At 36.8% G+C, this 26,735-nt stretch carries 23 protein-coding genes; 15 read left to right on the top strand and 8 right to left on the bottom strand.

Annotation, left to right across the window (positions count from 1 at the left end):
• Positions 1 to 55: 55 nt before the first annotated feature.
• A complete protein-coding gene (locus BW727_RS06665) occupies positions 56 to 610 on the bottom strand; it encodes a TIGR01440 family protein (protein WP_216596688.1) in 555 nt (184 codons plus the stop codon).
• A gap of 219 nt (positions 611 to 829) precedes the next feature.
• Here BW727_RS06665 and BW727_RS06660 point away from each other — a divergent pair, with 219 nt between their 5' ends.
• Positions 830 to 2,212 carry a uracil-xanthine permease family protein gene (locus tag BW727_RS06660; protein WP_062468595.1) on the top strand — a complete coding sequence of 461 codons (1,383 nt, stop codon included), beginning with the start codon at positions 830 to 832 and terminating at the stop codon, positions 2,210 to 2,212.
• Positions 2,213 to 2,264: 52 nt separating this feature from the next.
• On the opposite strand, the gene BW727_RS06655 is transcribed toward BW727_RS06660, so the two are convergent.
• Positions 2,265 to 2,696, bottom strand: coding sequence for a YaiI/YqxD family protein (locus BW727_RS06655; protein WP_335617530.1), 432 nt, complete (start codon positions 2,694 to 2,696; stop codon positions 2,265 to 2,267).
• A gap of 158 nt (positions 2,697 to 2,854) precedes the next feature.
• Between BW727_RS06655 and BW727_RS06650 the strand changes: the two genes are divergently transcribed.
• Positions 2,855 to 4,024: a hydroxymethylglutaryl-CoA synthase gene (locus BW727_RS06650; RefSeq protein WP_062468598.1), complete on the top strand. Its 1,170-nt coding sequence runs from the start codon at positions 2,855 to 2,857 to the stop codon at positions 4,022 to 4,024.
• 84 nt (positions 4,025 to 4,108) lie between these two features.
• Positions 4,109 to 4,657, top strand: a complete 549-nt coding sequence (locus BW727_RS06645; RefSeq protein WP_062468599.1) for an NADPH-dependent FMN reductase — start codon at positions 4,109 to 4,111, stop codon at positions 4,655 to 4,657.
• Between the two features lie 28 nt (positions 4,658 to 4,685).
• Here the strand turns inward: BW727_RS06645 and BW727_RS06640 are convergent, their stop codons facing one another.
• From BW727_RS06640 to BW727_RS06625, 4 genes are all read right to left on the bottom strand, one after another.
• Positions 4,686 to 5,993, bottom strand: a complete 1,308-nt coding sequence (locus BW727_RS06640) for a hydroxymethylglutaryl-CoA reductase, degradative (RefSeq protein WP_077795800.1) — start codon at positions 5,991 to 5,993, stop codon at positions 4,686 to 4,688.
• A gap of 77 nt (positions 5,994 to 6,070) precedes the next feature.
• Positions 6,071 to 7,465, bottom strand: coding sequence for an L-cystine transporter (locus BW727_RS06635; RefSeq protein ID WP_062468601.1), 1,395 nt, complete (start codon positions 7,463 to 7,465; stop codon positions 6,071 to 6,073).
• A 71-nt stretch (positions 7,466 to 7,536) separates the two neighbouring features.
• A complete protein-coding gene (gene thrC, locus BW727_RS06630; RefSeq protein WP_233418533.1) occupies positions 7,537 to 8,598 on the bottom strand; it encodes a threonine synthase in 1,062 nt (353 codons plus the stop codon).
• A gap of 415 nt (positions 8,599 to 9,013) precedes the next feature.
• Complete coding sequence (locus tag BW727_RS06625) at positions 9,014 to 9,616, bottom strand: 50S ribosomal protein L25 (protein WP_062468603.1); 603 nt, start codon at positions 9,614 to 9,616, stop codon at positions 9,014 to 9,016.
• Between the two features lie 187 nt (positions 9,617 to 9,803).
• Between BW727_RS06625 and BW727_RS06620 the strand changes: the two genes are divergently transcribed.
• Positions 9,804 to 10,718, top strand: coding sequence for a DMT family transporter (locus tag BW727_RS06620; RefSeq protein ID WP_062468604.1), 915 nt, complete (start codon positions 9,804 to 9,806; stop codon positions 10,716 to 10,718).
• A gap of 28 nt (positions 10,719 to 10,746) precedes the next feature.
• On the opposite strand, the gene BW727_RS06615 is transcribed toward BW727_RS06620, so the two are convergent.
• Together BW727_RS06615 and BW727_RS10865 are read right to left on the bottom strand one after the other, a co-directional pair.
• A complete protein-coding gene (locus BW727_RS06615) occupies positions 10,747 to 11,697 on the bottom strand; it encodes an aromatic acid exporter family protein (protein WP_062468606.1) in 951 nt (316 codons plus the stop codon).
• Positions 11,698 to 11,734: 37 nt separating this feature from the next.
• On the bottom strand, positions 11,735 to 13,459 hold the full coding sequence (locus tag BW727_RS10865) for an ABC transporter ATP-binding protein (protein ID WP_062468608.1): 1,725 nt from the start codon (positions 13,457 to 13,459) through the stop codon (positions 11,735 to 11,737).
• Between the two features lie 504 nt (positions 13,460 to 13,963).
• Here BW727_RS10865 and BW727_RS06605 point away from each other — a divergent pair.
• The 11 genes from BW727_RS06605 to BW727_RS06555 all read left to right on the top strand — a co-directional run bounded on the left by BW727_RS06605 (position 13,964) and on the right by BW727_RS06555 (position 26,664).
• Positions 13,964 to 15,394: an ABC transporter permease gene (locus BW727_RS06605; protein ID WP_062468610.1), complete on the top strand. Its 1,431-nt coding sequence runs from the start codon at positions 13,964 to 13,966 to the stop codon at positions 15,392 to 15,394.
• Between the two features lie 19 nt (positions 15,395 to 15,413).
• The gene (locus BW727_RS06600) at positions 15,414 to 16,877 is read left to right on the top strand and encodes an ABC transporter permease (RefSeq protein ID WP_062468612.1); all 1,464 of its coding nucleotides are present in this window, start codon (positions 15,414 to 15,416) and stop codon (positions 16,875 to 16,877) included.
• A gap of 22 nt (positions 16,878 to 16,899) precedes the next feature.
• Positions 16,900 to 18,693, top strand: coding sequence for an ABC transporter substrate-binding protein (locus tag BW727_RS06595; RefSeq protein ID WP_062468614.1), 1,794 nt, complete (start codon positions 16,900 to 16,902; stop codon positions 18,691 to 18,693).
• Between the two features lie 121 nt (positions 18,694 to 18,814).
• On the top strand, positions 18,815 to 19,474 hold the full coding sequence (locus BW727_RS06590; RefSeq protein ID WP_062468868.1) for a deoxynucleoside kinase: 660 nt from the start codon (positions 18,815 to 18,817) through the stop codon (positions 19,472 to 19,474).
• 71 nt (positions 19,475 to 19,545) lie between these two features.
• Positions 19,546 to 19,803: a YkvA family protein gene (locus tag BW727_RS06585; RefSeq protein ID WP_062468616.1), complete on the top strand. Its 258-nt coding sequence runs from the start codon at positions 19,546 to 19,548 to the stop codon at positions 19,801 to 19,803.
• A 51-nt stretch (positions 19,804 to 19,854) separates the two neighbouring features.
• The gene (locus BW727_RS06580) at positions 19,855 to 20,667 is read left to right on the top strand and encodes a Cof-type HAD-IIB family hydrolase (protein WP_062468619.1); all 813 of its coding nucleotides are present in this window, start codon (positions 19,855 to 19,857) and stop codon (positions 20,665 to 20,667) included.
• Between the two features lie 137 nt (positions 20,668 to 20,804).
• Positions 20,805 to 21,098 (top strand): hypothetical protein, encoded by a 294-nt coding sequence (locus BW727_RS06575; RefSeq protein WP_062468622.1) that lies wholly within the window; start codon positions 20,805 to 20,807, stop codon positions 21,096 to 21,098.
• A gap of 83 nt (positions 21,099 to 21,181) precedes the next feature.
• Positions 21,182 to 22,516, top strand: coding sequence for a C1 family peptidase (locus BW727_RS06570; RefSeq protein WP_062468624.1), 1,335 nt, complete (start codon positions 21,182 to 21,184; stop codon positions 22,514 to 22,516).
• Positions 22,517 to 22,645: 129 nt separating this feature from the next.
• Positions 22,646 to 23,128 carry a CopY/TcrY family copper transport repressor gene (locus tag BW727_RS06565; protein ID WP_062468625.1) on the top strand — a complete coding sequence of 161 codons (483 nt, stop codon included), beginning with the start codon at positions 22,646 to 22,648 and terminating at the stop codon, positions 23,126 to 23,128.
• Entirely contained in the window at positions 23,103 to 25,553 is a 2,451-nt protein-coding gene (locus tag BW727_RS06560; protein WP_062468628.1) for a heavy metal translocating P-type ATPase, read from the top strand. Before BW727_RS06565 ends, BW727_RS06560 begins: the two co-directional genes overlap by 26 nt.
• 313 nt (positions 25,554 to 25,866) lie before the next feature.
• Positions 25,867 to 26,664: a 3D domain-containing protein gene (locus tag BW727_RS06555; protein WP_227807165.1), complete on the top strand. Its 798-nt coding sequence runs from the start codon at positions 25,867 to 25,869 to the stop codon at positions 26,662 to 26,664.
• Positions 26,665 to 26,735: the final 71 nt, after the last annotated feature.

Here is a 26,735-nt window from a genome sequence, read left to right as displayed (position 1 = left end):
AGCAGCTGAGATAAATTATCTTAGCTGCTTCACTTTTAATTTGTTTTCCAAAGATTTAACTTAGAGCTTCATCATAGCGAGCACGTTCGCCACCAATAGATTTCGGACGTGTTCGAGCGGCAGAGAGTATGGCACTCCCAATATTTTTTACAGACAAACGAACTGGCACAACCACCGGAATGAGATGCATTCCAATAAAGGTTTGCCCGATATCTAATCCGGCTTTAGCTTGAATAGTTTCAACTAAAACAGGATTTTCCATACCGTGGTAAGCTGCAGTCGCAAAGCTACCACCTGCATGCAAATGAGGTACGGCATTAATAATTGGATACCGATTTTCTTTCGCAGCTTCTTTTTCAATAACTAAGGAACGATTGAGATGCTCGCAAGATTGAGCGGCTAGGATGAGCTTGTGTTGATCGGTTATTTTTTTTGCAGTATCAAAGATTACTTTACCGATTTCTTCACTTGATGCCGTTCCAATTTTTTCATTATTGACTTCACTGGAAGAACAGCCAATGACAATGATATCACCATCTTCAAGTTTAGAAACAGCAATAAGCTCATTTAAGGCCGTTTCAACTTGTTTTTTTATTTCTTCTAGAATCAAATTAAGTCCCTCCTCTTTCATACTTTATTATCTAACAAAACAAGGAGTTTGTCATTATTTTAAGATAGAAGCTTTTATGAGAGGATTCTAATAAAAAAACCGTATCGTTCGTTTATAGGGTGTTTACTTTTTCTTATAATGCTTATAAAATATGAATATATTTAAAAAAAGAACAATTAAAGTTTTAAAAACACTAATGTTCGTAAATTGGAGGAAGATATGGAAGCGAACTTAGAAGTAAATGTAAAAAGACTAGCAAAAGAAGAAACGCAAGAGGAAAATGGTGAAATGGAATTGTTATATGGCGTTGAAGATTCACCTAGCTTTTTTATATCATCAATCCTTGGTTTTCAAAATGTTATTACAGCATTCGGTGGTATTGTAGCTGTTCCGCTTATTATTGCTGGTATGGCAGGGTTTGGCGTTATCGATACGGCTTATCTCGTTAGTGCTGCTCTTTTAGTTTCTGGTATCGTATCTATTATTCAATCCAAAGGAGTCGGTCCCAAAGCTTTTCGAGTTGGAGTCGGCTTGCCAACCATTATGGGAACAGACTTTGCATTTATTGGTCCCGCTGCTGCAGTTATTAGTACAGGGGGGATCGCTGCTTACTTTGGTGGAACCATGTTAGCATCTCTTTTAGAATTTGGAATGAGTTATTTTATCAAACCTTTAATGAAGTTTTTCCCGCCTGTTGTAACAGGATCGGTTATTACGCTAATGGGAATGACGTTAATGTCAGTCGCCATGGAATGGGCTGCTGGTGGAGTGGGTTCAGCAACATATGGCGCACCTATTAATCTAGGTATTACGGCTTTTGTATTTTTAATTATTGCAATGGTTAATCATTATGCTGGTAAAAAATTTGCGCCGTTAGCTGTTTTGATTGGTGCAATCATTGGCTATATTGTTTGTATCCCTTTAGGAATGGTTGACTTTCAGCAAGTTAGCAATGCTTCGTGGTTTGCTTTACCACAGTTCTTTAAATACGGAATTTCATTTAAATGGGAATATGCGCTACCGTTTTTAACGGGTTACTTAGTTACAATTATTGAATCTGTTGGAGTTATTCAAACACTGGGGCAAGTAACCAAAACCGAAGTTAAAAATGAGGATATTGCCGCAGGCGTTCGGGCGGATGCAGTAGGTTCTTGGATTGGCCCAGTTTTGGGATCAGGACCAGCGGCAACATTCAGTCAGAATGCAGGATTAATACCAATGACAAGAAATGCGTCTCGTAAAGTTGCTATTACAGCAGGTTATATTATGATTTTAATGAGTTTATTTCCTAAATTTGCTACCTTTGTATCGATTATGCCTATGCCCGTTTTAGGAGGCGCAGGGTTACTCATGTTCGGTAATGTAGCGGCAGCAGGTATCCAATCTCTGTCACGTGTGAAATTTACAAATCGCAACATGATTATTGTAGCGGGATCATTAGCAGTTGGTTTAGGTGTTTCTTTCCGACCAGAAGTAACCGCGAGCTTACCGGGTATATTAGGAGGATTATTCTCATCGGGTATTTCGGCTGGAACGATTGTTGCTTTGGTATTAAATATAGCACTTAAAGAAAAAGAAATAGTAGAAGAAAGTATCGCGTAAGAAAAAAGCGTGTTGGAAACGGCCTCAAGGCTGCTATCCCACACGCTTCTTTTTATTCATCATCAATCACTTGTTTAAATACAGCCCTAAAATTTTCAGCTGCTTCTTTTGTAAAAGGCCGAGGTCCCTTCGTTCGCTTCCCACTTTTCCTCATTTGAGCACTCAAATAACGTGTCTCTAATAAGCGGTCAATGTTTTCGTAAGTATACTGAAGACCTTTATGATGTAAGACAATTGCTTTTTTTCCTAAAGCTAGAGATGCGAGACCATAGTCTTGGGTAATTAAAACATCCCCTTGTTGGAGCAGTTGCATGATTCGATAATCGGCTGCTTCTTGTTCGGAGTCAACATAAATCGTTTCTACATAATTAGGGTAAATTTTATTTGAAAAATGCGCATAGCTTGAGACAAGGACCACCGGCAACGGTTTTTTTCCGGCTTCTTCAACGACGATGTCCTTAACAGGACTTGCATCACTATCGATTATAACTTTAATATGAATCAGTCCTTTCTTTTTATATTATCATGACTTAAAATTTAAAACTTGAAATTTGTTTAAGTTAAATGGCGGAACCTTGTTTTATTGCCTAAAATAAATTAACATGAGCGTACCAAATTTAAGAGATGAAAAGAGGAATTGATATGAATAAGGTTGGAATCGGTAAGATTGGTTTTTATACACCTCCCTTTTACTTAGATATGACGGACCTCGCGCATGCGCGTGGCGATGAACCAGCTAAATACACAATCGGTATTGGACAAGACCAAATGGCAGTAACGCCAATAAGTCAAGATATTGTTTCGATGGCAGTCAACGCAGGTTTGCAAATAATCAACGATGAAGATAGAAGTAAGATCGATTTAGTCATTGTGGGAACTGAAAGTGCCTTTGATGCTTCTAAGTCCTCGGCCGTTTATGTTCATGAATTATTAAATATTCAACCTCATGCACGATCCTTTGAAATCAAACACGCGTGTTATGCAGCAACTGCAGGCTTACAAATGGCCAAAGACTATGTTACCTTACACCCAGATCGTAAGGCTTTGGTAATTGGAACAGATGTTGCGCGTTATGGGTTAGCAACGGGTGGCGAAGTCACGCAAGGAGCAGGTGCAATGGCACTGCTTGTGAGTGCAGATCCAACTATTTTAATTTTAGAAAAAGATTCTGCTTATACAACCAAAGACATTATGGACTTTTGGCGTCCTGTTTATTCAGAATATGCCATGGTTGATGGAAAATATTCAAACGAACAATATCTTTCTTTCTTTAATACGGTTTGGAACTTGTATAAAGAAAAAACCAATCGTAGTATAGCAGATATAAAGGCCTTTTCTTTTCATTTACCTTATACGAAAATGGGTAAAAAAGCACTGCAAGAAGTATTACCTGAAGCGGACGATGCTAAACAAAAGGCTCTATCAGCTATTTTTGAAGAGAGCCTGGCGTTTAACCGTTTAGTAGGAAATATTTATACGGGCTCTTTATATTTAAACTTATTATCCCTTCTAGAAAATGGAAAAGGGCTAAAGGCGGGTGACCGAATTGGTCTTTTCAGTTATGGATCAGGCGCGGTTGGAGAATTCTTTACAGGTCTGATCGCTGAAGATTTCAAAAAGGGGCTAGCTTCTGATAAATATACCGAACTATTGGCAAAACGCCAGCAAGTAACGGTTGCTGAATATGAGGCTATGTTTACACAAAATCTACCTGAAGATGGTTCAGCTCTGACAATTGATACAGCAAATGATTCTTCAGCATGTCGTTTAGTAGAAGTAAAAGATCATAAACGCTCCTATATTGTAAAATAAAAGCATGAAACTTGATATTTCAAATTCGAGATGTTAGCATTAGTTATATAAGCAAGGAAAATTTACTTAAAGGGAGTTTTTTATATGACAAAGTATGGTGTAATTGTAGGATCAATTCGTAAAAATTCATTTTCTCAAACGCTAGCAAATGGGCTAGTTGCAGGATTGCCTAAAGACGCAGAAGTAACATTTATCGAAATTGCGAATCTTCCATTATATAACCAAGATTATGATGCTGATTCACCTGCAGAATACACAAGATTCCGTGAGCAAGTGGCTGCACAAGATGCTATTATCTTTGCCACACCAGAACATAACCGTAGTGTACCAGCAGCATTGAAAAATGCATTAGATGTTGCATCTCGTCCTTGGGGAGAAAATATTTGGGCTGGAAAACCGGCATTAGTGGCTTCACAATCGTTATCAGGTATTTCTGGAGCGCTAGCAAACCACATTTTACGTCAATCACTAACTTTCTTGGATATGCCTACTATGCAACAACCAGAAGTCTACATTGCTAACTCATCCGAATTATTAGGTGAGACAGGTGAAGTTGCAAATGCAAGTACAGCAGAATTCCTAAAAAGTGTTACACAAGAATTTGTTACATTTACAAATAAATTCGTAAAATAAAAAACAGAGCACAGGCAAAAGCCTGTGCTTATTTTTTTTGGATATTTTTTAATATTTCTTTAGCAGTCGCTAGATTCATATTCTTTACGGTTTTTAATTGTGTTGCAACTTGGTCGATTTCTTCTCTACTTGCACCTGCACTAATAGCTAATGAGCGCGCATGTAGGCCCATATGACCTTGTTGAATACCTTCAGTAACGAGTGCTCGTAGTGCTGAGAAATTCTGTGCTAAACCAACACTCGCGATAATTGCTTCAAGTGTTTCGGCGTCAGGATTTCCCAATAAATGATGAGCCATTTGAGCACCTGGATGAAAGGAAATCGAACCCCCGACCGTACCAATTGAAAGTGGAAGCGTCAATTCACCGATTAAATCACCATTATCAGCTTTGCGCCAACTAGAAAGACTACGGTATTGACCGCTGCGTGAAGCATAAGCATGTGCGCCTGCTTCAATCGCGCGCCAATCATTTCCACTTGCAAGAACAATGGCATCAATGCCATTCATAATGCCTTTGTTATGCGTAACAGCGCGATAGGGATCAACAGTGGCCACTTGAGCTGCTAATATAAGACGGTCGCGCACTTCCACGCCGGACCAATTATCTTTGGCGAGAGCAGATACCGGAAGACGGCACGTTGCGGTGGCTAAACATTCAGTCGCGTAATTTGATAAAATTCCCATCAACGCATTTCCATTGGTAAGATTTTCTAGCATGGGAATAATGGCTTCCATCATCGTATTAATAATATTGGCACCCATCGCTTCAAGCGTCTCCACATGCAAATGGATAATTAAAAAGCTAGGACTTCCTACTGTTAAATCCTCTGCAATCTCGCGAATTCGTATACCATCCGCGCCGCCACCCCGTTTAACAATAGAAGGATGCGCTTGATTAGCTGCTTGAATAATTTCAATTTCATTGTCATGGAGGATTGCGATTGCTTCACTTAAATGAGGAACGTCCGTTAAAATAACTTGTCCAATCATCAGACGATCCGTGACTGCTGTTTGAAACCCACCGTATTGTGCAACTAATTTAGCAGCAGAGCTGGCAGCAGCAATAACAGAAGGTTCTTCAATAGCCATAGGGATAACATAGTCCTTCCCATCAATTAAAAAATTAGTAGCAATACCAAAAGGAAGTTGATAGGTGGCAATTTGATTTTCAATCATCCCGTTAGCAATATCTAAGGAAATCGCTAACTGATCATCAAACGCATCTTGTTTTTCCTTTTCTAGAAAGCCCGCCTGGATTAAAGCTTGTATACGTTCTGTTTGCGACTTCTTATAAAATTGGGCTAAGTAGCCGGTATTTTTTTCAGACATAAACATTCTCCTTTTTTGAGTCACATTTATCATACCAAAAAAGGAGTCTGGAAAAAATCCCAGACTCCTTAAATTTACTTAGATTAAAGCGCTTCCCTTTCAACTGTTGCTTCTGTATCAGTGAAGACTTGTCCATCAAATTCATTAATGACATTTGAAGAAACAACACCTGCAAGCATGGAACCATTAACATTAACCATTGTTCGCATCATATCAATGATTGGTTCAACAGAAATAACTAAACCAACAATAGCGACTGGCAAATTCAATGTACTTAAAACAATCAAAGCTGCAAAGGTCGCACCACCACCGACACCGGCAACACCAAATGAACTAATGGTGACAACAAGTACCAGTGAGAGTAAAAAGCCGATGCTTGTGACATCAATTCCAACTGATGGCGCAATGATAGTTGCAAGCATTGCCGGGTAAACACCCGCACAACCATTTTGGCCGATAGAAACACCAAAGCTAGCCGAGAAGTTTGCCGAAGCTGAGTCAACACCTAAGGCTTCTGTTTGCGTTTTAATATTGAGTGGCAAGGTACCAGCACTGGATCGGGATGAAAAAGCAAAACTTAATGCTGGAAAGGACTTTTTAAAGAACGTTAAAGGATTCACCTTTTGCGTCAGCAAAATTGCACTGTGAACCAATAAGACAACAATTAAGGCACTATAAGAGGCGAGCACGAAGACTCCAAGATTAACAATTGCTTGGAAACTAGAAGTTGCCATCATTCGGATTGATAAAGCCAAAATTCCATAAGGAGTTAGACGTAAAACGAGTGTAACAATCCGCATAACAATCGCATGAAGCGTATCAAGACCATGTTTAAAACTTGCGGCATATTCTGGCTCTTTACGTTTGATACCCATATAGGCAACGCCTGTAAAGGAGGAAACAATAACCGTCGCAATGGTCGAGGTACTTCTTAAACCAGCGAAATCTTCAAAAATATTTGTGGGAATAAAAGAAAGAATTTGACCAGGTATAGTCAACCCTTCTACTTGGCTTTGACGATCTGCCAAAGCGAGAATTTGAGCCGATTCAGCTACCCCTTCCGTAAACTGTGCACCGTCTAAATTAAACAAGAGGACAGAAGCCCAACCCACGAAAGCAGCAATCGCTGTTGTCCCAAGTAAAGTAGCCAAAACAGCTACACTAATTTTACCTAATTTTCCCGTTTCTTCTATTTTAGTAAATGCTCCAACGATAGAGACGAAAATAAGTGGCATAATCAGCATTTGTAAAAAGCGAACATAACCGGAGCCTACAATATTAGCCCAATCAATAAAGGTCCGTGTGATTGAACTGTCAGATCCCCATACTAGCTGAATAACTGAACCAAATACGACCCCTATAATCAGCGCTGTGAAGACGCGTGTTGTAAATTTAATATGTTTAGTAGACATGCGATAGATGATGAATAAAAAGATGGTAAAGATAAATAACAAGCCTAAAATCACAAAAATTTCCATACTGTTTGTTCCTCCTTAAATAGATAAAGCAAATTATATAGTATTGTTTCTAAAATAACGAATGATTTGTTTTATAAATTAAGTTTCTCTAGAACTGCTTGCTTCATCTTAGAAATAGGAATACTGGTGTGATGTAGAAAATCATCGTATAAAGCTTTCTCAACAGATAGTGGCAAGGTTTGTTTGTTTAACTTTGCTAAATGCAAGAGGGCAGATTCTAACGTGGAAGATTTTAAATCAACATCTAATGCGGTTAAAACAGTTTTAGGGAACTTGTATAGACTTGCTGTTGCAGCGATAATCATGGGAAGGTGATCGTTATGTTTTTCAGCTACAATAGATGCAACGGCTGTATGTGGATCTAAGAGGTAACCCGTCTCATCAAAGACCCGCTTAATCTCTTGAAGGACATCTATTTCAGAAGCAAAGTCGGCATAGAAATCTTTTGCTTTTGCTATTATTTCTGCCGTTACCTCGTAAAAGCCATCATTAGAGAGAGCAGTCATATAATTTTTTACAGTATCTGTATTATTTGATAAGTGATACAAGAGTCGTTCTAAATTGCTGGATACCAAGATGTCCATGGAAGGGGAGTGTGTTCGTATAAATTCGCGTTTACGATTGTAAATACCAGAATGAAAAAAATCACTTAAGACATTATTTTCATTTGAAGCAACAATCAATTTTTTAATAGGCAACCCCATCTGTTGCGCATAATAAGCTGCTAATATATTTCCAAAATTTCCGGTTGGAATAGTAACATTCATAAAATCGCCAGCTTGAATGCGCTTGTCATTCAATAGTTTTCCATATGTATGAATGTAATAAACAATTTGGGGAATCAACCTTCCAATATTAATGGAATTAGCAGAAGAAAATATTAAATTATTTTCTGTTAATTCCTTTTTTAATTTCTCGTCTACAAATAGGTTTTTAACTTCATTTTGTGCCTCATCGAAATTACCTTCCACAGCGATTACCGAAACATTATGACCGGATTGTGTTAACATCTGGCGTTCTTGAAACTCACTAACACCATCTTTAGGATAGAAAAAAATTATGCGCGTTCCCGGAACATTAGAGAAACCATCCAAAGCTGCTTTTCTTGTATCACCACTTGTTACTGTTAAAATAACAATGTCTTTATCATTATTGTTTTTTTCGCAGCTCGTCTCATAAACTTAGAAAGAATAGAGAGCGCTACATCTTTAAATGCTAGGGTAGGCCATGGAATAGCTCCAGATAATAACTACTTTTAACTTTTACGAGTGGAGTAACCGATTCAGGTAGAAACTTTTCTTGATAGACTTAGATACACGCTAGTAGCTCAGTTTCGGTAAAGTCAGTTAAATAAGTACTTAAGACGGTATAAGCGATTTCGTCGTAGCTACTTTCGGTCACGGGTAGAGTGGTAATATACGGACATAAGAAGAACTCCTTTCTAAATGAGAGCTTTCTAATGAATTTATAGCATATACGTAAAGAGAATTCAATTATCAAAAAACCCGTTTATCGTAGTAATACGATAAACGGGTGAAATGAAATATATTATTCTTCTTCTTCGCCGATTACTTCTGGTTCAGCTACTTCATCATCTGTTGCTGGCTCTTCTTCTAGTCGAGGTGCAGAAACCATAACAACTGTTGTTTCAGGTTCTGTTAGTACTTCAACATTTTCTGGAACAACTAAATCAGAAACTGCAACTGTATCACCAATGACTAGTTCGCTAATATCATATGTGATTTCAGTTGGGATATTTCCTGGCTCAGTTTCAATTTCAATTTCAGTTAATGGCTGTGTTACAACGCCTTCTTTAATTTCTTCAGCGCCGTGAATAACAACAGCAACTTCAACAGTAACCTTTTGCCCTTTTGTAAGAGCGTTTAACTCTACGTTATAAACTTCTGGTTTTAACGCGGACATTGAGATTTCTTTAATCAATACGCGAATTTCTTTACCATCTAGTACGACGTTAAAGACAGCGTTACGACCAAGTTTTCTTAAAATGTCATCAAATTCCTTACGATCAACTAGGACTGGGGTTGTTTCAATATCACGTCCGTAAATGATTGTAGGTATTTTGTTATCTCTTCTCGCCTGTTTAGAAGCTGATGTACCAAGGCGTTCTCTTTTTTCTGCATTTAATTTCATAAATATACTCTCCTTATTGCGCCATTCATTTAGTGCGCATAATATATAAACATGATAGCATGCCAGACGTAAAATAGCCAATAATAATATTATTCAATTGGACATAGGGTTAGAAAATAAACCTTGTCTAATGGATCATTTTTCTAGTATACTCATACAGTATTTCAAAAAAAAGGAGTTGATAGTATTGTGGTGGTTTATTCCTGCTCTTGTTGCAACGGTTGCATGGGGAACAGCTGATTTATTTTATAAAAAAGGTGCTGATCCCGATGATAAATACAGTTATTTAAAAACAGTCATCTTGGTGGGGTTTATAATGGGTCTCCATGCTCTCTACATTCTTTTAGTCAATGATATCCAATACGACCCAACTTATTTAATTAAATATTTACCGGTATCATTTTTTTATATTTTATCGATGGCGATTGGGTATGCGGGTTTACGCTTTTTAGAGCTTTCGGTTTCGTCACCTGTCCAAAATTCATCCGGTGCTATTGCCGGACTGATGACTTTTATATTTTTGGGACAAACTATGACCGGAATTCAATTTGGTGCTGTTTTTTTAATTACCATGGGTGTTATTTTACTAGGAGTGTTTGAACATCAGCTTGCAGAGCAAGAACGTATTGAAAAGAAAGAAGTAATTGATCGAAAGTACAAATATGGTGCCTTAGCCTTAATCTTTCCACTCTTATACGCATTTTTAGACTCACTGGGAACATTTGCTGATGCATGGTTTTTCGATGCTTATGCCGCATTTGATGATGGAACGTTAGAGATGCAGGCAAACTTATCTTATGAGTTTACTTGGCTTTTAGTAGCCATCATTGTTTTTGTCTATGTTGTAATAATAAAAAAACAATCTTTCCGAGCCAAGGACCAAATCAGTCGTGGCCTTGCTGCGAGTTTTGAAACCTTAGGACAATTTTTTTATGTCTATGCGATCAGTTCAAATGCCGTTATAGTAGCGCCGATGATGTCTGCTTATTCAGTAGTTTCCGTGATACTGTCACGAATATTTTTGAAAGAAAAACTAACTCGTAATCAATATCTAGCGATTACGGCGATATTAATAGGCATTATTATTTTAAGTTTTGAATAAATAAAAAGCTTTCTGCGATGAGTGGGAATTATTTCCCATACTGATCGTAGAAAGCTTTTTTTATTTGGATAAAACGTGTGAAATCATTCATTATTTGCAAGAGTTTGGCTCTGTTTTCAAATTCTTGACGGGTTTCAGGCAAAGGGCTATTGCGGAATTTATTTAATAAAAGTTCGATATCCGACAAAATATGAATTCCTGTATTTGTTTCGTGAAATTCTTGAGCGGATTGATAGATTAAACGCGCAAGGAACTGACTTTCCTTCATAGGGATGCGACAGACTAAAATATTTTGCTGCATATATTGAAGAATTCGGGCTTGATTTTTTCGCATTTCTAGGTAACGTAAGACGTAATTAGACTCATCCCAAGGGCGATTTTCCATTTCTGTAACAATAAGGGTTTCAGCTTTATCTAACAGTTCAAACATATCATTTAGCTGGCTGGTCTGAAAAGGCGCGCCACTTTTTAAACGTTCAGACATAGCGAGTAAATGATCTTTCATTTTTTGATCTGCTTGATTACGTAGTTCTAGGATATACGCTTCATTAGAAGGCATATATAGATTAATAATAATGGCGATTCCAGCACCTACAACCATTAACATGACTTCATTGGTTAAAGATGGAAAAGCTACCGATTGATCTGCTAATAAATGGCTAACCAAAACTGAACAAGGAGCAATGCCAACTTCAATGCCTAGTTTATAAGCAATAGGCACATAAATAAGTAAATAGAGTGCGAAAATAAAAATATGATAGCCTAAAAAATAAAAAAGTAAACTTGCAATCCCGAGCGCAAGTAAAGTAGAAAGTAAACGCTGATAAGCAATTAACCATGATGTCTTAACAGTATCTGAAACACTTAAAATGGCAATAATTCCCGCGGATATGGGATAATCTAAGTTTAATAAACTAGCTAATGTCACAGCTAAAAAAGTAGCAACTGAAATCTTTAATGCACGTAAACCGAGTGACACACAAACACCTCGTTTATAGTAGTTTTTTACTTGAACTTTAACAATATACCCAGTGATGAGGTTTAATTTCTTTGAAAGCTTGACCTTTAGAAACTTCTAATTCGCAGTCGGTTATTTCAACTTTTGACCGCTGAGCTTCAAAATCTGGATGTGGAATAGGGATAGCCGATAGTAATTTTTTAGTATAAGGATGGATAGGGTTTGTAAACAGCTCTTCAGCTCCAGCGAGTTCAACTATTTTGCCGTTATACATAACAGCAACACGGTCTGAAATTTGTTTTACCATTGCTAAATCATGCGCAATAAATAAGTAAGTAAGGTTTAATTTTTTTTGTAAATCTTTAAGTAAAACCACAATTTGAGATTGAATGGATGCATCTAAGGCAGAGAGAGGTTCATCCAAAACAATAAATTCTGGATTTACTGCTAATGCCCGAGCAATACCAATTCTTTGACGTTGTCCTCCAGAAAATTCATGAGGATAACGTTGAGCAAAACTTTTATCCAATTCTACAAGCTCTAATAGTTCATAAATTCGCGCTTGTCGATCACTTTTGTTTTTAGTTAAATGATGAATATCTAGAGCCTCACCGATAATATCTTGTATTTTCATACGTGGATTTAAAGAGGCATAGGGATCTTGAAAAACCATTTGCATATGTTTCCTCATGGATTTTAATTCATTTGAACTAAGATGATTTATATCAAAACCTTCATATAGGGTTTCTCCCATATCTGGTTGATGTAATCGTAAAATGGTACGTCCAGTCGTCGACTTACCAGATCCAGATTCTCCCACAAGCCCCAAGGTTTCACCGCGGTAGATTATAAAATTTAAATGATCAACAGCAGTAATTTTCTGATTCCGACCATAAGGGAATGATTTTGTTAACTGTGAAATTTGCAAAAGAGAATCACGCTTACCGGAAACGATTTCTATTAATTTTTCTTTATCTGCTACTGTCTTTTTTTGATCTAAATTTGGAATTGCTTGGAGCAACATTTTTGTGTAATCATTTTTGGGAAATTGGAATACAGAACGCGTCTCTCCAGTTTCAACAACGTGCCCGTCTTTCATAACAACTACCTTGTCACACATATTTGCAACAACACCAAAGTCGTGTGTAATTAATATGATTGCCATACCAAATTTTTCCTGTAAATCTTTAAGTAACTGGAGAATTTGAGCTTGGATTGTCACATCTAAAGCAGTAGTAGGCTCATCTGCAATAATGAGAGAAGGGTTACACGCCAGTGCCATCGCAATCATCATCCGCTGACGCATTCCTCCAGAGAACTCATGAGCATACTGCGTATAACGATAATCAACATTAGAAATACCAACATTTTCCATGATCTCTTTAGCGCGTTTTTCCGCCTCTCTTCCTGAGACTTTTTGGTGAAGTAGGATTGATTCAGTAATTTGTTTCCCCAAAGTCATGGTAGGATTGAGAGAGGTCATCGGATCTTGAAAAATCATTCCAATATCATTTCCCCTTATGACTTGCATGTCCTTTTCTGAATTACCGAGCATTTCCTCACCTCTATAAGAGATACTTGATTCAGGATGAATATAAGCATTAGGAGATAGAAGTTGCATAATTGAGCGTGCGGTCACACTCTTGCCACTTCCAGATTCACCGACTAGCCCAATTGTTTCTCCTTTATCCACACTAAAAGAGATATCAGAAACAACTTTCTGAATTGACGAACCAGTAGTGAATGATACTGATAGGTGGTTAACATTTAATAAATGAGTCATAATATTGTCCTTTCATGATAAAGTTATCCTTAAGAAGAAAATAGCATGACTTTGTAAGAAATGAAAGCATAAGATTTAGAAGAGAGAGATGCTGATTATAATAAAATGAGGTTTTTTCTCATAAATGGGCTATTAATCAGATTCTTACATACAAAAAGTAAGCTTAATAGCTTGACTATCAAATTTCCCTCTGTTATATTATTGATTAAATTACTACAATTTAACCGGTGGTTAGTAACGGAAAAAATGACTGAAAATGTTTTTATATAGGCGTTTATACCAATTCATTCGGTTTCAAACAACTTATTTCAGATTGATTCGAGCATATGTATTTAACTGTTGTAAGTCTAAAAAACCTTATTTACTATCACTAATATCAAATTTAATATGACAAGAAAAAGGATACTATTTCTCTCATTTACCAGTGTATGTATGTAAAATACAATAACAAACAATCTGCAGTTTTTTAACGGCTTTAATATTAGATAAAGGAGATGAGTGATTATGGCATCGGTGGATCGACTAACTAGCACCATTCGCTTTTATTATGAACAGGCATATAGTAAAAGGAGTTGGCAGTTCGGGTTGCTCTTATTTGGATTTTTATTTCATATATTAGTTTACATAAGGTATCAATTCACTGTACATTTTGATGAAGGAAAAAATACACCTGATTGGCAAAATGAGTTTGAAAAGATTGGCCACTCAGAAAAAATAAGGCGTAAATTGCAACAACAAGAAGAAAATAAAAATAAATTTCTAGGTATTGAAAAATCTAAAAATCAAGAAAAAAAAGATGTAGAGAGACGTTTTGAAATTCAAAGATTGAATGAAATTTCTAAGATGAAAAAACAATACGATGATGAAGTAGGGGAGAATAAACAAACCTACCTAAGAACAACGTTAGACATATTAGATACATGGCCAGGCATACTTATTTCTTTGATACTTGCTTGGCCTATGTATATTTATTTGCTAGTTATTTCTGTACCAACGCTTCACTACATTGTGAATCGTTTGATTATGATGATTTTCGTTATCGTAGGAGTAACAGTTATTGTTTTTACGCTCTTATATCTATCCCCATCCGATCCAGCGGTGAATATATTAGGGGACCAAGCAACGGAAGCGCAATATCAAGCTTTTCGTGAGTTACATGGTCTAAATGATTCATATGTAGCGCAATTAGCTCGTACCATTAAAGGGATTTTTACATTTGATTTAGGTAATGCTTTTCAAGGAAATGAGCGCGTTGTTTCATCAATATTACGGCGTTTCCCAGTTACTATACAGCTCACACTTATGGCATTAACGTTATCTTTGTCGATTGCTTTACCTGCTGGTATTTATGCAGCTGTGAAAGCAAACGCAACATTTGATAATTTGTTCATGTTTATCGCTTTAATTGGTATTTCAATCCCTAGCTTTTGGCAAGGATTAATATTTATTTTGGTCTTTTCAATTAACTTAGGGTGGCTACCAGCAACATACAGTGTGAATAATTATTTATCCTTATTAATGCCAGCAGTTGTTTTAGGTACGGGTTTAATGGCATCTGTAGCCAGAATGACGCGTTCGTCTACTCTTGAAGTTATTAATGAAGACTATATTTTAACTGCACGTGCAAAAGGTCTATCCAATAGACGTGTTATTTTACGGCATGCTGTTCCGAATGCTTTAATTCCTATTGTAACAATAATCGGTCTACAATTTGGTGGTATGTTAGGTGGTGCCTCCGTTACTGAGAAAGTTTTTAATATTAACGGTATTGGTAGCTATATTGTTGACAAACAGTTTGTTCCAGACATCCCTAGTGTAATGGGGGGCGTTATCTACATTGCAGTTGTTTTATCAATTGTTAATATGTTTGTTGATGTCTTATATAGTTTCTTAGATCCACGAATTAGATCACGGATTCAGAGAGGACAACAATAAAAGTGGGTGAAAATAGTAAATGAGAAGCTATCGTGCAAGACAAATGTTACGTTATTTCCAATTTAATAATGGATTGACGTGGGGAATGGCAATTCTTTTATTAATTGCTAGTATAAGTTGGACTCCGTTTCAGTTTAATGTACCGCTAATATTTTTAGCGGTTTTCCATATAAGCTTAAGTATAATCCATACTTATCTCTTAGGAAAAATAAAGAAAGCTAATTTTGATGCTGACAATCAACAACTTTTTATGAAAGTGTTAGAAATCATTTTAGTATTAGGGATAGTGGGAGGAAACGTTTTTACCTTCTTATCCGGCATGATGAGTTTAAAAAAAATACCAGATTCAGGGTTTATTTATTCTTTGTATATGGTATTAGTAGATGTTTTCGTTATTGCTATTACAGCATTGAATATTTTTAAACCTTTTGTTTCTAATTATTTTATTCCGATGCTGTATATACTTGGGTTTGTGTTTGTTTTTCATATCATATTTATGATATGGGGGCATAGATGGTATAAATGGGACAGAAAGGTGAAGTTATTGACTTTTATTTTTCTGCTATTAACTGCCACCACCGGAAATATCTTAGTTCTATTCGTAGCTATATCTATGTATATAAAAAATAAAGATTTAAATGGTGAAAGAAGACAAACAAGTATTATAGAAAAATTAACGCGGAATCAAGCGGCCTTACTAGGGATGTTGTTTATTGCTTTTTTAATTACAATAGCAATTACAAGTAACTATAGTTTTAGTGAATCCTTTGCTGTTGAGAACAACTATGCAAATATTTTACAACCACCGTCAATTACCTATCCTTTTGGAACAGACTCTTACGGCAGAGATGTTTTCTCAAGAATTATATTTGGTTCTCAAATATCACTATCGATAGGTTTGCTATCAACTTTCCTCCCATTTTTCGTTGGAGGTAGTTTAGGAGCAATCTCAGGTTTTTATGGTAGCCGAACTGATAGCTTAATCATGCGTTTCTTAGATGTTCTCTACGCAATTCCCAGTATGCTGCTTGCAATTACAATTGTTGCGTCATTTGGCGCTTCAACAACTAATTTAATCATAGCTTTGAGTTTAGGGTCCATTCCTTCATATGCTAGAACAATGCGCGCCAATGTCATGCAGGTTGCGAATTATGAATACGTAGAAGCAGCGCGAGCGCTTGGACAGAGCAATTGGGTTTTAGTTCGCAAACATATCATACCTAATGCTATGGCTCCGATGATTGTTCGCTCCACCTTAACAATTGGTACAGCAGTTATTGCGACTAGCAGTCTTAGCTATTTAGGATTAGGAGTAGAAGCTCATATTCCTGAGTGGGGAAATATATTGAGAAATGGCAGCCAATATTTAGAAACCAATCCTTATTTAGCTGTTTATCCCGGGTTGGCAATTATTTTATTAGTGTTATCATTTAATTTTTTGGGTGACGGGTTGCGCGATGCGACTGATCCGAAGCTAAATTAAAAACATTGGAGGGTTATCTATAATGAAAAAAAAATTATTACCATTTCTGGCCACTACTGCAGCCTTAATTTTAGGAGCTTGCTCAGTACAAACGGAGAGTGATGTTAGTCAAGGTACCAATACAAGCTCGGAGGAAAAACCAACAATAGAAATATTAGGTATGAGTGCAAATGAAACCGATATGAATATTGTTCGAGATCAATTGATTAAAAACGGTTTTGACGTTAAATTAAACACACAGCCCGATTATTCAAGTTTTAGTGCACAACAAGACGCGGGAAATTTTGATTTAGCAGTTACTGGTTGGACAACTGTAACAGGAAATCCAGATTACGCCGTCCGTTCTTTGTTTACAACCAATGGTGATTACAGTATTATGTCTGATCCAGAAGTAGACGCTTTGATTAATGAAGCTGCTCTTGAAACGCCCGAAGAATATCAAGAAACGTATAAGGAACTAGAAAATGTATTAGTAACAGAAAAAGCTTATATTGTTCCGCTTTATAATTCTCTAAAAGCGCAAGCATTCGATAAAAATCTTTTAAAGGAAGAGTCTATTCATTTATCAAAATCACGTGCGTTCGCATGGGAACCTGTTTCATTTAGTGATGAAACAAAAAATGAAACGGATTCACTCATGCTTACGCAGACAATGAGTGATTTAACATCACTAGATCCTATTAAAGCTAATGATGGATCAATCAATCAATTAAATACAAATATGTATGTACGGTTAGTTAACTTAACTGATGATGACCAAGTTACTTCTGAAGGAGCTCTATCTCACAGTCACGCTATTGCCGAAGGAAATTCTGATTTCTATTTTGTCCTTAGAGATGATATCAACTTTGCAGCGGTTGAGAATGGACAAGCAATTGATACGGGTGAGATGGTTAGTGGACAAGATGTTATTTTTTCATTGAACCGTGCTAAAGATAGTAATTCTGTTCCAGATCACCGTACCTATACCTTGCATGAGCATATCGATACAGTGGAATTAGTAACTAATCTTTCTGAATTAGAATCAATTCAACTATCAAACGGTTCTGGCACTGTTTTAGAGGGGTTAGAAGAAAATCTAGACATGCCTATTGCTGATGCAGTTGAAGAAATTGCAGAAGTAGATAATACATCAGGTTCTTATCAAGTCATTAAGGTAACTACGACTGAACCGTTTCCGCAAGTGTTAAATTATTTAGCACATCAATCCGCAGGTATCGTTTCTCAACAACAAGTTGAAAGTGTCAATAATTATGATATAAATTCTTTTAATCCGTCAATAGATATTGCATATGGCGATCAACGTGCTATTATTAATGGTACGAATCACCTTTATGCAAGCGGACCTTACATAATGACTACAAAAGATGATTATGAAGCGCAATTCCAAGCGAACCCAGGATACAGACCAGAAACACAAGAGGCACCAAATATCAAAAATGTAACTGTCCGTTTCATTTCAGACCCTGATAGTGCTCTATCGTCATTGCGTTCTGGTGAAATTTATCTTTTATATGGTTTAGATGAGACCAAGTACGAAATTGTTGAGAATGATGACAGTTTAGCATTGCAAAGTATACCAAGTAATGCTGTTACTTACATGTTATTTAATACTAATGGTCGTACAGTTTCAGAAAGTGCAAACCTAAGAAAATCAATTTTATATTCAATTAATCAAGAAGAAATTAATGCAGCCTATGAGGGTAAAAAACTCCCGGCTTATTCCACTGTTTCTCCATTAGTTGATACAGGCAATGAACTTGTCGCAGATCCAGCTAAAGTCACAGAATATTTTGAAGCCTTTATAAATGAATAATTACGTTACCTCCCTCAGGTATACCTCGGGGGAGGTTTGATTTTTGGGAGTTTTTTTAGAATGTTTTTTTCGAAAAAAGATAGATTGAAGAGCTGTAATTGAAAGAAGGGATATGATGAGTGTGATAGTTTTAGCAGGTATGATTGGGGCTGGGAAGTCCACTTACACAGAAATGATATCGAGTCAGTTAGGAACACAAGCGTTCTACGAGAGTGTTGATTACAATCCTATCCTCGACAAGTTTTATGATAATCCAAAAAAGTGGGCCTTTAGTCTCCAAATTTATTTTTTGAATGCACGATTTAGAAGTATTAAAGATGCCTTGAGAGCAGACCATAATGTGTTAGATCGTTCGATTTATGAAGATGCTTTGTTTACGTATGTTAACCATCTTCAAGGAAATATCTCTGTGGAAGAGTTGGTGATCTATAATGATTTATTAGAAAATATGATGGAAGAACTAGAAGGGGTACCTAAGAAGTCTCCTGACTTACTTGTATTTTTAGACGGTCCCTTTGAAATGATTTTAAATCGTATTCAAGAACGTGGTCGTGATTTTGAACAAATTGATGATAATCCGGAGTTACTCGCTTATTACCGACTCCTATTTGATAATTATCAGCAATGGTATGAGAATTACAACCATAGTGCTAAGATAAAAATTAACATCGCTGATTTCGATATTGTCAATAATAAAGAAGATCAAGACGAAGTCATAAGAATTATCCAAAAAAATCTTAAAAAGGACAGAGTTAAGACTAAAATTTCCATAAATTCTTAAACTCATGCTTAAGGCTGATTTAATAGGCGACTATTTTTTATATAATAAGAACTAAAGGGGAGGAATAGACGATGAAAATCAAGAAAAAAGAAAAATCAACGCCAGTTGGTAAAGTTAAATCGCTGATTACTTCTTTGTTTGATAAGGAAGTGAAGGGTCGGCGAAAATGGATTGTTTTAGGCATCATTCTTTACATTGTGAGCCCCATCGACCTTGTTCCTGATTTTATTCCCGCAATCGGTTATTTAGATGATATCATGGTTCCTATTTTACTGATTATTGCCGAAAAGTTAATAACCAATGATGAAAAAACGAAACATGCGAGCTAATCGCATGTTTTTTTGTTAAACTAGAAAGGTATAATTAAAAGGAGTGGGATGATGTCAATAAAATTAATTGCAGTTGATATGGATGGCACATTTTTAAATACTGAGATGTCGTATAATCGCCCTTATTTTGAGTCACTACTTAAGCGCATGAAAGAGAAGAATATCCATTTTATTTGCGCGAGTGGTAATCAATTGCCACAACTATTAAACTACTTTGAAGGGTTAGAGTCAGAGATAACATTTATAGCGGAAAATGGTGCCTACGTATACGATGATGGCAAAGAGTTGTATCTAGCTGTAATGAAGGATTCGATTGTTCGTAGAGCCATTCGGGCCTTGCAAGCTTATGGTGACGGTAAGGTTGCTTTTGCGATTTGTGGAAAAGAGAAAGCTTATGTCTTAAAAGAGACAGACGAGAAATACCTCAATCTTTTCAAGAAATTCTATATTGAACTAGAAAAAGTGGACCATTTTGATGAGGTCACAGATGAGATCGTTAAGTTTACCTCAAACTTTGGAGTAGAAGATGTTTCTGAAATGGTTACTTATTTAAATGATGAACTGGGTGATGTTCTAACTCCTTTGGCGAGTGGAAATGGTTTCATTGATCTTCTATTGAATGATGTTGACAAAGGTTTAGGTATGAAATTACTTCAAGAAAGATGGGCCATTTCAGCTGGCGAGAGTGCAGCATTTGGCGATAGCCCAAATGACATTGCAATGTTACAAAGTGTGACGCATAGTTATGCAATGGAAAATGCAACACCAAGCGTTAAAGAAGTTGCCGCTTATGAAATTGGTCATAATGATACCGATAGTCTCCTAAATACAATTGAAAAAATTATCGAAAGTGTAGCAGACTAAAGAAGAGAGAATGGAACGCTTGTTCCACTCTCTCTTTTGGCTTTATTTGACAAATGACGAGTAAGGTGGTATCTTATATAAGTTAATTTAACGAACAAGTATACAGCGTTTTCAAAAATAAAAGGAGTTTTTATTAAATGGATGAGAAATTATTCACTAATAGCGAATTTATTCACTCAACTGAGGTAAGAGCTGAGTCTTGTATTGACGCTGCTACTAAGGCTTTATATTCAATGAATGCACAGCCTGAGCGAGTGAAAGTTTTTCATAATGGGAATATATACTTAGACATACCTATAATCAAAGGGCGTATCAGATGCCCCATTAATGTAGAAGAAGGGTCAATTAAGATTGAAATTTGGGGAAAAAAACCAAAAAGTAAATTTCAATTTGAACCATCCTCATGTTTTATAAAAGAAAGCGTCCATTAATTTGGGTGCTTTTTTTATTGTAAGTCATTGGAAAGAGGCGTAACATAGAGGGACAGGAATTTATATAGAAGGGAAGTTATTTTATGATTCATACAGATATGCTAACAGAATTTAAATCCCGTTTCGCAACGAGCAAAGAAGACCAGACGATAAAAAATGCTGTTGCCCGCGTTGGCTTTGAGGATACAGCTTTTAATAACGAAGTTTTACGCCGTCATAATTTCGTCTTTAGTGATGAAACAAAAATAGGCAAGATGACGAATCAAAAACAATCCGGACGTTGTTGGATGTTTGCAGCCTTAAACACTGCGCGTGTGGATACAATGAAGCAGTTAAATGTTGATCATTTCGAATTTTCTCAAAACTACACGCTGTTTTGGGATAAACTGGAAAAAGCAAATTATTTTTTAGAATCCATTTTAGAAACAAGTGAGGAACCGTTAGATTCACGGTTACTTGCGCATTTATTAACAGATCCAGTCCAAGATGGTGGACAGTGGGATATGTTTTCAGGAATTCTTCAAAAATATGGAGCCGTACCTAAATCGGCTATGCCTGAGACCTATCATTCTTCTCGAACAGCAACTTTGAATCAATTATTAACTTCTAAATTGCGTCAGTTCGCCAAAGAGTTAAGAAACAGCTCTCAAGCAGGTCATACAGTTGAGCAATTACATGAAGAAAAAGAAGAAATGCTCTACTTTATTTACAGTTTACTTGTCAAAGCATTGGGTGAAGTTCCTGAAACCTTTACCTATGAATACCGTGATAAAGATGGAAATTTCCAACGCATCCAGGACATAACACCACGGGAATTTTTCCAGACATACGTAGGCTGGGATTTAGAAAATATGGTGAGTCTCTTAAATGCACCAACTGCAGATAAACCCTATAAACGCGCCTATACAGTTAGATATTTAGGAACTGTTAGGGAAGCAAAACCCGTCACTTATATCAATGCACCGATCGAAGCGTTAAAAGAGGCAGCGATTCGATCTATTCAAGCAGGCGAACCGGTTTGGTTCGGTTGTGATGTCGGGAAAATGTCTGAACGTAAACATGGTATTATGGACAGCCAAACTTATGTCTATGATCTTGTTTTAGGACAAGATATTCTGCTTAATAAAGCAGAACGATTAGATTATGGAGAAAGCTTACTCACTCATGCGATGGTGTTTGTTGGCGTAGATTTAGATGCGAATGGAAAACCAATTAAATGGAAAGTTGAAAATAGTTGGGGCGACGCAGTCGGTGATAAAGGTATTTTTTCTATGGAAGATGCGTGGTTTGATGAATATAATTATCAAATTGCTGTAAATAAAAAATACATTGATTCAAAATGGTTAGAAGCTTTAGATGAACCAGTTATTAAATTGGAACCGTGGGATCCAATGGGTGCGCTCGCAACGTTACATTAATCGCTTCTAAGGAAGGTTTGAGACATTTGTCTTAAGCCTTTTTTTTATTCTAGAATCCTTGACAATAAAAGGTTACAGATGTAAACTGTTATTATAGATTACAAGTGTAAACAGAGAGGGGAAATACAAATGCAAACTACCCCAGCCGTTAAAATTACTGAAGCTGAATGGGAAATTATGCGCGTTATCTGGACAAACCAGCCGGCTACAAGTCGTTTTATTACAGAAGTCTTAAGCGAACAAATGAACTGGAAGTCTGCAACCGTAAAAACATTAATTGGTAGACTCGTTGAAAAAGGGTTTGTTTCAACAAAAAAACAAGGGAAAAAATACTTATACAGCGCGATGATATCAGAAGAGGATAGTATTAATGCTCTTGCTACAGACGTCTTTGAACATATTTGTGCTACCAAAGTTGGTGCTACGCTTGCAAATCAGATTGAGCAAGCCACTCTTAGCCGAGATGATATTCAATTAATAGAAGATATTCTCCAAAAGAAAAAAGAACAGGCAGTCGAAAAGATTTTTTGTGATTGTTTACCAGGCCAATGCCAATGTCATAACAGTTATATGAAGGAGAATGAAAATGAAAAAAGAATCGTTCGTCATTGAAGGGATGTCTTGTGCGTCCTGTGCGCAGACAGTTGAAAAAGCTGCTAGTAAAGTAGCAGGTGTTACGCAAGCATCTGTCAACTTAGCAACTGAAAAATTAAATATTGAAATGGCTGATGATGTTTCAATTTCTTCTATAGATGCAGCCGTTTCGGACGCAGGTTACAAAATGGTCAAGCCACTCAAAACAATTCGCTTAGCTGTGGAAGGAATGACCTGTGCTTCTTGTGCTCAAACAGTCGAAAATACAACCTTAAAACTTGTTGGAAGTGGGAATGCAGCAGTCAATTTAGCAACTGAAAAAATGGTTGTCAACTATGATCCTACACGTATAACTGTGGCTGATATTAAAGCAGCAGTGGCAGAAGCAGGGTATAAAGCAACAGAAGAAGTAGACAGTATAGAGGCAGTAGACGCTGTTCAAGAAAAAAAAGAACAGCATATACAAGCGGTGTGGCAACGGTTCTGGCTTTCAGCAGTGTTTACTATTCCACTCTTATATATTTCTATGGGACATATGATTGGATTACCACTACCTACCTTTCTTAACCCAAATAATCAACCACTTGTCTTTGCCATGACGCAACTTATTTTGACTATTCCAGTTATGATTTTAGGAAAATCGTTTTTTATAGTAGGCTTTCGCTCTTTATTTAAAGGGCATCCCAATATGGACTCCCTAGTAGCGTTAGGAACGAGTGCAGCATTTATTTATAGTTTATACGCGACTGTAGCTATTTATCTAGGTTCTAGCCAATTTGCAATGGCGCTTTATTATGAATCAGCGGCAGTTATCCTAACATTAATAACGTTAGGTAAATATTTTGAAGCTGTCTCAAAAGGAAAGACATCTGAAGCAATCAAGAAATTGATGGGGCTTGCACCTAAAACTGCCCGTATTGTAAGAGGAGATAAGGAAGTAGAGATTCCAGTTGAAGCTGTAGTCGTCGGGGACGTCATTATTGTAAGACCTGGTGAAAAAATCCCTGTGGATGGCCTTATTCTAGAAGGAACAACTGCTATTGATGAGGCAATGATAACCGGTGAAAGTATGCCAGTTGAAAAACATACCGGAGACTCTGTAATTGGGGCAAGTATGAATAAAAATGGGACGATTCGCTACCAAGCTACTAAAGTTGGTAAAGATACTGCCTTAGCACAAATCATTAAATTAGTAGAGGATGCACAAGGATCTAAAGCACCAATCGCAAAATTAGCAGATAAGATATCAGGTGTTTTCGTTCCTATTGTTATTGTTTTAGCGTTACTTTCTGGACTTACTTGGTATTTTCTCGGACAAGAATCATGGGTTTTTGCTCTTACCATCACTATCTCGGTTTTGGTCATTGCATGTCCATGTGCGCTTGGTTTAGCAACGCCAACTGCTATTATGGTCGGAACTGGAAAAGGTGCAGAAAATGGTGTACTTATTAAAAGTGGTGGTGCTTTAGAAACAGCTCATCGTATCCAAACAGTTGTTTTAGATAAAACTGGGACAATCACTGAAGGAAAACCTAAAGTAACAGATATTTTAGTAAGAACTATAAAAGAAGAAAAATTGCTTCTTTTGGCAGCTTCTGCCGAAAAAAGCTCTGAACATCCCCTTGGTGAAGCGATTGTCAATGCAGCAGAAGATAGAAATATGTCTTTATTGAAAGCAAGTGCGTTTAATGCGATTCCCGGCCAGGGAATTGAAGTGACGGTTTCTGAAAAAAGGATATTATTAGGGAACCGTGCTCTGATGGAAGTTCAAAATATTGATTTAGATTATTTTCAGACAGATTCAGATCGTTTGGCAATGGAAGGTAAAACACCGATGTTTATTGCTATCGATAACGAATTGGCAGGGATTATTGCAGTAGCAGATACCTTAAAAGAAAACAGTCTAGCTGCTATTAACAAATTACACGATATGGGAATTGAAGTGGTGATGATGACTGGTGATAACGAGCGTACTGCTCAAGCGATTGCTAAACAAGTCGGAATTGATCGGGTAGTGAGTGAAGTATTACCAGAAGACAAGGCTCACCAAGTACAAGTTTTACAAGAAGAAGGTAAAAAAGTAGCAATGGTTGGTGATGGTATTAATGATGCACCTGCTTTAGCACAAGCTGATATCGGAATGGCAATTGGAACGGGTACCGATGTGGCGATTGAATCAGCAGATATTGTGTTGATGCATAGTGATTTAATGGATGTCCCAACTGCCATTGCCTTAAGTAAAGCGACTATAAAAAATATCAAAGAAAATTTATTTTGGGCTTTTGCCTATAACCTCTTAGGTATTCCAGTAGCGATGGGACTTCTTTATATATTCGGTGGTCCATTACTAAATCCAATGATTGCTGGTGCAGCTATGAGTTTTAGTTCCGTATCTGTTTTACTTAACGCTTTGCGGCTTAAAAGATTTAAAGTATCGCATTAAACATTAAACTTAAAAGACCACCCTTGGAATTAAAAATTCCAAGGGTGGTCTTTTTCTATTTCATAATATATTACAAAAAGTAAGTGGATCAGTAATATTTGTCACGGTTGCATCAAACTTGTCATTTAAAGGCCAGAGTAATACAAGGATATTAAAGCGTATTGACAAAACTATGATAAACCGTACTTTCGCTTTTTAACGTGTTAGGATGAACGTGGCTCAAGAAGAGCAGGCGTGAAACAAGACAACCAACCGAAAATTTAAGGAACAGTTGCACAATAGATGCAAACAAAGAAAGGGTCGAATTATAATTATGAATATGAAAAAAAGACTATTTATCGCTGGAGCATCCGTTGCTTTTTCTGGAATTTTAGCATTTGCGACACCAACTGAAGCAAGTGCAAGTGAATTAGCTTGGACAGCCCGTACAGCAGATGAAATTAAAAAAGATATCAAAGCTGATGATAATGGGAGTAAATATACCTTTGCATGGGGAGACACCCTTTCAGTTATTGCAAAAGCGACAGATATTCCATTAAATAGATTAGTAGAAGTAAATAATATTAATAATGCAGACATGATTATTGTTGGAAACTCAATTCGCTTATCAGCAGATAAAAAAGTCGTTACAGTTGGCGAAGGAACAGAGCAAAAATCTTATGATGTGAGTCAAGAAGAAGAAGTGGTTGAAGTTGAAACACCGGTTGAAGTATACGAAGCGGTTGAAGAAGAAGCTGTCAACCCAGTAGAAGTATATGAAGAACCAGTTGTTGAGGCACCAGTAGAAACAAATACAGCACCCGCTCAAGAAGTTTCGGGTGAAGGGTACCAAGTACAAGTTGAAGCAACTGCTTATTCAACAAACCAACCATCTCTAAGCGACTATACCTTTACAGGAATTAACTTACGTCAAAATCCTGCCGTTATTGCTGTAGACCCAAGTGTTATTCCATTGGGATCAACCGTTATTGTACCAGGTTATGGGACTTACATTGCTGGGGATACCGGATCAGCGATCGTTGGAAACCGTATTGATATTCATATTACTGATTTAAGTACAGCAACTGCATTTGGCCGTCAAGCTATGACAGTCACTGTCATTCCACAATAAACATAGAGATTACCTAAAGATTGGACTTTGGTCCAATCTTTTTTCGTCTAATGTCACCCTTTTAAAAATAG

The organism is Jeotgalibaca dankookensis, assembly GCF_002005405.1.
Lineage (GTDB): Bacteria > Bacillota > Bacilli > Lactobacillales > Aerococcaceae > Jeotgalibaca > Jeotgalibaca dankookensis.
Note: the sequence above shows the minus strand (reverse complement) of the source record. Positions and strands in the feature narration are given on the sequence as shown.

Coding starts and splice junctions, on each gene's coding strand:
- BW727_RS06570 (WP_062468624.1), top strand. CDS start 21,182: ATGATTCATACAGATATGCTAACAGAATTTAAATCCCGTTTCGCAACG.
- BW727_RS06645 (WP_062468599.1), top strand. CDS start 4,109: ATGACAAAGTATGGTGTAATTGTAGGATCAATTCGTAAAAATTCATTT.
- BW727_RS06575 (WP_062468622.1), top strand. CDS start 20,805: ATGGATGAGAAATTATTCACTAATAGCGAATTTATTCACTCAACTGAG.
- BW727_RS06660 (WP_062468595.1), top strand. CDS start 830: ATGGAAGCGAACTTAGAAGTAAATGTAAAAAGACTAGCAAAAGAAGAA.
- BW727_RS06600 (WP_062468612.1), top strand. CDS start 15,414: ATGAGAAGCTATCGTGCAAGACAAATGTTACGTTATTTCCAATTTAAT.
- BW727_RS06650 (WP_062468598.1), top strand. CDS start 2,855: ATGAATAAGGTTGGAATCGGTAAGATTGGTTTTTATACACCTCCCTTT.
- BW727_RS06560 (WP_062468628.1), top strand. CDS start 23,103: ATGAAAAAAGAATCGTTCGTCATTGAAGGGATGTCTTGTGCGTCCTGT.
- BW727_RS06595 (WP_062468614.1), top strand. CDS start 16,900: ATGAAAAAAAAATTATTACCATTTCTGGCCACTACTGCAGCCTTAATT.
- BW727_RS06565 (WP_062468625.1), top strand. CDS start 22,646: ATGCAAACTACCCCAGCCGTTAAAATTACTGAAGCTGAATGGGAAATT.
- BW727_RS06585 (WP_062468616.1), top strand. CDS start 19,546: ATGAAAATCAAGAAAAAAGAAAAATCAACGCCAGTTGGTAAAGTTAAA.
- BW727_RS06555 (WP_227807165.1), top strand. CDS start 25,867: ATGAATATGAAAAAAAGACTATTTATCGCTGGAGCATCCGTTGCTTTT.
- BW727_RS06640 (WP_077795800.1), bottom strand. CDS start 5,993: ATGTTTATGTCTGAAAAAAATACCGGCTACTTAGCCCAATTTTATAAG.
- BW727_RS06605 (WP_062468610.1), top strand. CDS start 13,964: ATGGCATCGGTGGATCGACTAACTAGCACCATTCGCTTTTATTATGAA.
- BW727_RS06580 (WP_062468619.1), top strand. CDS start 19,855: ATGTCAATAAAATTAATTGCAGTTGATATGGATGGCACATTTTTAAAT.
- BW727_RS10865 (WP_062468608.1), bottom strand. CDS start 13,459: ATGACTCATTTATTAAATGTTAACCACCTATCAGTATCATTCACTACT.
- BW727_RS06625 (WP_062468603.1), bottom strand. CDS start 9,616: ATGAAATTAAATGCAGAAAAAAGAGAACGCCTTGGTACATCAGCTTCT.
- BW727_RS06635 (WP_062468601.1), bottom strand. CDS start 7,465: ATGGAAATTTTTGTGATTTTAGGCTTGTTATTTATCTTTACCATCTTT.